The following is a 6,199-nucleotide window of genomic DNA, read 5'->3' on the forward strand; positions in this document are numbered from 1 at the left end:
CAGCCTAGAGGTCCAGGGTTGGCTTGCCGACTCTAGGGCTACTGAAAGCTCCCGCCTTTAGGCGGGGGTAGTTTACCTTCGTCTTCAGCTCCCCGGCTTGAACAGGCCAATGGCCGTGACCTGGTTGGATCCCACCTCAAAGGCAAAGGCCAGGCCCAGAGCATCGTAGTTGACGTAGTAGCGGTCGTCGCGCAGATACTCTCGGCTCCCCTTGGGATAGGGCACCACCTCGTTGTAGCCGTTCTCGCCGGGCCCGCCGTAAACGGCAATCACTTCCGAATAGGTGGAGCCGATGCGGATCCCTTCGCCGGTCATGGCTTCCGGGTGGGTGGTGTAGATGCGGTTGGCGAAAAAGCTATCCACAATGCCCGGATGACGGTAGGTGAAGAGGATGTAGTCTTGTAGGTAAAAGATCTTCAAGTCGCTGTTGGGCTGAAACACATTGGCTCCAGAGGCCGCTGGGATCTGATCGACATTGCCCAGCAGGTGGGTATCCACGTTGCGGGTATCCATGCCCAGCTCAAAGCGACCGACTCGGCCCTCTTGCACCAGCACGGTAGGCCGTGGGGGCAGGGTGGGTCGCCGTGGGGGCAAGGCCAGCGCTTGCAGGCCGGCATTCAGCCAAGCATTGTCATCTCCTTCCACCGTCTGCAAAGGCACTAAACCTCGCTCCAAAGAGCGACCATCTCCTGTCTTCCAGGTGGCCACGGCCAGTTCCACCGCCGCGCCGGAGGGGAGAGCAAAGAAGCGGGTTTGTCGCTCGCTGCCTTGGGTGGGCTGTCCCAAGATAAGGGTGCTACTGCTGGATCCCAACTGGGCAGCCAAGAGGGTGGCCCCCTGGCGGGTGTTACCATCCACGAGAACGGCCAACGGGATCCCGGCGGCAATGGGCAGATTTTCGCTGTTCCAGAGGGTGGGCTGCCCGAATCGGTCTTCGGTAATCAGCAGCGGCTGGACGGAGCGGGGCAAAAACAGGCGCGCCACATCTGCTACCACTTGGGGGTCGTAGCCCACAGCTCCGCGCAGGTCGAGGACAATGCCCTGGCTGTAGTCTTGGGTGTAGAGGGTTTGGCGGATCTGCTGAGCCGTGGCTGGGGTGAGATCCGGCACAGCCAAGTAAACCTGGCGCGGGCCGATCCCGCGGGCTTGTACGGGAGGACGGGGACGGTTGAGCAAGTCCTTGAAAGCTTGCGGATCCCAGAAACGATCGGCGGGATCCCCATACTCCCGCAGGATCTCTTGAATGAACTCGTACTCCACCTCAATGGGGGGGCGGGGATCCCCGTAGCTTCGGGCCAACAGGCGGGTGTAGAGGTCGTTGTAACTGACTGCGGCAGCTTGGTTGCCTGCACCCAAGGACTCGTTGATGAACAATCCCACCAGATGGCGGAGATCCAGCCCGACCAGCTCAGGGGGAGGGGAAGGGGCTGCCGGGATCCCTGGATCGGGAAACGAACCTTGGGGATCCGAGGGCATGATGGGCACAGGAGGCAAGGCCGATTGGCCCACAGCGCTGCCGGGCGAGATCCCGGCGATCAGGGTGAGGATCCCCCAAGCCCCAAGTACGCGCGCAAATCCCTTCATGGCAGCCTGCCCTCTTGCAGATGTTGCGAATAGGATAAACCCTAAACGCTCCCCTCTGCCACTGTAGGCAGTGTTAGGTATCCGCTTTTTGCATTTTAGAACACTAGGGGTGACTGTCGCGCCCCCCTTCTTTGGAATGTTCCCAGCCGGGATCCGGAAAACCGCCCCACCACAGCCTACTCTTACTTGCCTTTTTTGCCCTTTTTGCTCGGCTTGGGCTTTTCTGCTGCCGGGATCTCTGTAGCGGTCTCTGCCGCTTTCTCCTCAACTGGGAGCGTTGCCTCTGCCGCAGAGGCTGAGACGGTTTCAGCAGGGGATGCTTCTACAGCCTTTTCTGTAGCTGGCTCGGCTTCCGCAGCTGCAGCTTCTCCATCCGTTTCCGCCCCCGTAGCCGTCTCTGATGAGGATTCAATTGCCTCAGGGATCCCAGATACCTCTGCTTCTGGCTCATCGGCCTCAAACTCGGCCTCTGGCACTTCAACCTTCTCCTCCGAGCCTGCCAAAGAAGTGGGCGCCTGGGTTGGATTCCCCTCGCTATCGACCCAGTTGACCGTAGTTTGCGACTTCAGCCAAGCCATCACCTTGTCGGTCAGCAAGCCTTCATAGACGGCTTGGCGTACTCGTTCCCGATCCAGCTTTTGGCCTTGCTGGGCATAGGCCGCCATCACCTCTTCCACCTCCACGTCCAACTCCGTGGAACCTACGGCAATTTGCTCTTGCCGAACGATGGCACTCAGGGCCAAGGTGCGCCGCAGCCGGTTGATGGCTTCGGGTCGGTGGCGCTCCATCAACTGGTTGAGGGTTTCAGGCGGCAGTTGGGACAGGAGCTTGCGGATCTCGCCTGGCGTGACCCCTTGCTGCTGTTGCAGCGAGTGAAGGCTTTGGGATAGCAGTTGCGTCGTTTCCTGCTCGACTAGGGTCTCGGGCAGATCCACCTCGGTGGTTTCCAGGATGGCGTTGAGGATGGCGGTTTCGAGGTTCTCCTCAGATTGTGTCAGGGCATCCTGTTCGAGGCGCTTTTGCAGGTGTTCCCGCAACTCGGCTATCGTTTGGAAGTTGCTGATCTCTTGCACAAAGGCATCGTCCAATTCGGGCAGCTCTTTGGCCTTGATCTCCTTCAGGGAGACGATGAAGGTAACCGTTTTCCCGGCCAACTCTTCTCTGAAGTAGTCATCGGGAAAGGTGGCTGCGATCTCCTTGGTTTCGTCGAGCTGCATGCCCACGATGCCCGCCACAAAACCGGGGATGAAGTTGTCTTCCTTGAGTTCCAGCTGGAAGTCCTGGGTGGTCATCTCGTCGAGGGGATTGCCTTCTGCATCGCGGGCTGCAAAATCGATCACCACCACATCCCCCAACTGAGCAGGCCGATCTTCTACCGGCAAGAGGGTGGCCCGCTGATCCCGCCATCGGTCGATGAGCTGGTCAATTTGCTCAGGCTTGACGTCAACACGGGTTGCCGTAACGGTCAGCCCTTTGTATTGGCCAACGCGGGCTTCGGGGTACACCTCAACGTATCCCGAGAAGCTGAAGTCTGCCTCGGGGTTGAACTGAGCCAAGAGCTGCCCCACCTCGTCATCCAGCTCGAACCGACTGATGGGGGTGAGCTGAGCTTCCTTGAAAGCCTGTTGAATGGCCTCGTTGATTAGGTCATCCACAGCACTGGCCATGATGCGCTCGCGGCCCACCTGCCGCACAACGAGGTTGCGGGGGGCCTTGCCCTTGCGGAATCCCGGAATTTGGATATTCTGCTCCAGTTGACGCAAGGTTTTTTCGTAGGAGCGCTTCACCCGGTCGGCTTCTACCACGATTTTGAGACCGACCCGGCTGCCAGGGCGTTTTTCTTGGATAACCTGCATAGGAAGTATGAGCTAGGGAGAGGGGCAAGTAGAAGTTCAATTCTACCTCAACGGCCTGTGGGTCAACCTGGGGATTTTAGGCAGGGGATCCCTCGGTGGCCACTTCTTTCACATCCTGGATGTCCTCTTGGGGTTCGGCACGCTTGCTGGGAGGCAGTTGCTTCACTTTGGCTTCCAGCTCCACCACCATTTCCTTGAGTTCGGTGATGGTGACCTCCTTCTCCTGCAGTTGCCGATTTTTTTCCCGGGCTTCGATGCTGAACTGTACGCGCATCCAGAGGCTATACAGCCAGGCGAGGGCGGCCCCAATCCCGGCAGATGCCAGAAGTTCCATCACCAGAGGGCTTTCAACGCTGACGCCGGGGGCAAAAGTAACCGTGACCGGGGTGGCGTTTTGCATGGCAAAGAGGGCAATGGCCAGGAGGGCTGAAAACAAGATCAGGTAGTTGAACAGTCGCATCGTTTTTCTCCTCGAAGGGATCCACTACGGCTTGCCAGCACCAGAATACCCATAAACTCGGGCCGGTTTTTGAGAAAAATTCCCTCAGAAAAACCAGCCATAACTGTGTAAGCCTTTGCCCAGAAAGTTGACCCCCAGGTAACATACCCAAACCACTCCAAAACCCAAGCTGGCCAAGAGGGCGGGGCGTCTGCCTTGCCAGCCTTTGGTGATGCGGGCATGCAAATAGGCAGCGAAGACCAACCAGGTAATTAAAGCCCAGGTTTCTTTCGGATCCCAGCTCCAGTAGGTACCCCAGGCTTCGTTGGCCCAAACGGCGCCGGCGATAATGCCGATGGTCAACAGGGGAAAGCCCAGCCCGATGAGCCGGTAGCTGGTGTTGTCCAAGATTTCTGCCAGGCTCAGCCGTTGCCAGGGGATCCCTTCTGGGGCCGGTTGGGGAGGGAGCTCAGCCGACGAGGGGGCAGGGCGGGGGGAGCGGAGGCCGGCATAGGCCAGTTCTGAAGCCGGGGAAGGCAGGGTGGCTTCCGCCCATTCGGGATGGGTTTGGGGTTGGGGAGGGCGAAATTGCAGGCCGAGGGAGTTGCCCTTGAGATGGACATCCTGACCGCGGGTGACGATGAGAAAGCTGATGGAGAGAAGGGATCCCACCAGCAGCGCCGCGTAGGCCAGCAACATCACAGTCACGTGCATCATCAGCCAGTTGGATTGCAAAGCCGGCACGAGGGGCTGGGCTACCTGCATATCTTCCGGCAGCACCAAGGCAGCAAAGGCCACGATCCCGGTCACAACTGGGGCGGTCATGACCCCCACCCAGCGGCTGCGGCTCCAGTAGAGGGCCACCAAATGCAAAGCGGTGATCCCCCAGGCCAGGAAAAACAAAGACTCGTACAGATTACTCAAGGGGAAGTAGCCTGCATCGATCCAGCGGGCCGTCAACAGGGCGGCCATCGTCAAGTTTGCCCCGATCATCCCCGCTAGGCCCAATTCGGCCAAAAGCTGCACCTGGGGAAAAGCTGCCCCACCCCAGTAGAACAGCATGGCCCCCAGAGAAATGGCAAACGCCACGTTGTTGAGCAGAGCTTGCCACTGGGCCAGATCCATGCCCGCAAGAGCTGTTATCGCCAACAGAGCCATACACGACCTCAAAAGTGTCTCCGACCCGGCTTGAGCCAGGCCAGTTGATCCCATTCTAGGGCGGGGGAAGGGATCTTCCCCAAAGGACACATGCTGGTAATGTGGGGATGGCTTGTCTGCGGCTCGGCAGGATACAAAGAGCATTGGGATGTAAGGCTCATGCAAGAACACGCGGGAAATGCCAGGTTGAGAACGTGGGGGTTGTTGAGATGGTGGATCTGTCTGTTGACCGCCCTCGTTTTGGCCTCTTGTGGGGGATCCCCGCCTAAACCCCCGCAGGAACAGCTTCCCCAGCTAGAGCGCGTGCCGGTTCCCCCGGAGATTGCCAAGCTGGATGCCCATTTGCAGTATTGTCGCCCGCAAGTTCAGATCCTCAGCCCCAAGCCAGGTGAGGTGTTGTCAGAGCGGCAGGTAACCGTTCGCTTCGCGGTGCAAGGGTACCCACTTTTCAAAGATCCGCAATTGGGTCTTGGCCCTCATCTGCACGTGGTGCTGGACAACCGGCCCTACATCGCCCATTACGATGCCGATGCTCCCCTCGTTTTCAAGGATTTGGAGCCGGGATCCCATACTCTGCGGGTGTTTGCCGGCAAACCCTGGCACGAGAGCTTCAAAAACTCTGAAGCCTATGCCCAGGTTAGCTTCCACGTGCTAGCTCCCACCCCCGAGTACGTGCCACAGCCGCAACTGCCCCTGCTCACCTACAACCGCCCCACAGGCAGCTACGGGGCCGAGCCAATCTTGGTGGATTTCTGGCTGGCCAATGCCCCAGTGCGGGAGAGCCTGTTGAGTGACTTGCCACGGGACTGGCGGATCCGCTACACCCTCAACGGCCAATCTGGCCTGCTGGATCGCTGGGAGTCTTTTTATCTGAAGGGCTTCAGGCCCGGTCGCAATGTGATGGTGCTGGAACTGGTGGACAGCAAAGGGGATCCCATCCGCAATGTGTTCAACAGCGCCGCCCGCGAGATCACCTACACCCCTGGCGGCCAAGACACCCTCTCCAAGCTGGTTCGGGGGGAGCTAAAAGCCGAAGAGGCCCTGGCCATCGTCCAGCCCCAGCCCACACCCACGCCGACTCCGGAACCCACGCCCACTCCTACTCCGACGCCAACGCCAACTCCGACACCCACGCCCACTCCTACTCCGACGCCAACGCCAA

General features: G+C 59.4%; 4 protein-coding genes and 1 pseudogene. 1 reads left to right on the forward strand and 4 read right to left on the reverse strand.

Annotated features, from left to right (window positions below; translation table 11 throughout):
• Positions 1-84: 84 nt before the first annotated feature.
• From NW842_RS13755 to ccsB, 4 genes are all read right to left on the reverse strand, one after another.
• Positions 85-1,584, reverse strand: coding sequence for a S41 family peptidase (locus NW842_RS13755; RefSeq protein ID WP_414418260.1), 1,500 nt, complete (start codon positions 1,582-1,584; stop codon positions 85-87).
• A 182-nt stretch (positions 1,585-1,766) separates the two neighbouring features.
• Positions 1,767-3,440, reverse strand: a complete 1,674-nt coding sequence (gene tig, locus NW842_RS13760; protein ID WP_414418261.1) for a trigger factor — start codon at positions 3,438-3,440, stop codon at positions 1,767-1,769.
• 76 nt (positions 3,441-3,516) lie between these two features.
• Entirely contained in the window at positions 3,517-3,900 is a 384-nt protein-coding gene (locus tag NW842_RS13765) for a lipopolysaccharide assembly LapA domain-containing protein (protein ID WP_011431755.1), read from the reverse strand.
• 84 nt (positions 3,901-3,984) lie between these two features.
• Entirely contained in the window at positions 3,985-5,004 is a 1,020-nt protein-coding gene (gene ccsB / locus NW842_RS13770) for a c-type cytochrome biogenesis protein CcsB (protein WP_414418262.1), read from the reverse strand.
• 258 nt (positions 5,005-5,262) lie between these two features.
• On the opposite strand from ccsB, the pseudogene NW842_RS13775 reads away from it, so the two are divergent.
• Positions 5,263-6,199: pseudogene (locus NW842_RS13775) on the forward strand (hypothetical protein); the annotation flags it as partial.

This window comes from Synechococcus sp. R55.4 (assembly GCF_047461935.1).
Taxonomy (GTDB): Bacteria; Cyanobacteriota; Cyanobacteriia; order Thermostichales; family Thermostichaceae; genus Thermostichus.

What these genes read in the sequence shown, in the direction of transcription:
- ccsB (WP_414418262.1), bottom strand. Translation starts at nt 5,004, where the DNA reads ATGGATCTGGCCCAGTGGCAAGCTCTGCTCAACAACGTGGCGTTTGCC.
- NW842_RS13755 (WP_414418260.1), bottom strand. Translation starts at nt 1,584, where the DNA reads ATGAAGGGATTTGCGCGCGTACTTGGGGCTTGGGGGATCCTCACCCTG.
- NW842_RS13765 (WP_011431755.1), bottom strand. Translation starts at nt 3,900, where the DNA reads ATGCGACTGTTCAACTACCTGATCTTGTTTTCAGCCCTCCTGGCCATT.
- tig (WP_414418261.1), bottom strand. Translation starts at nt 3,440, where the DNA reads ATGCAGGTTATCCAAGAAAAACGCCCTGGCAGCCGGGTCGGTCTCAAA.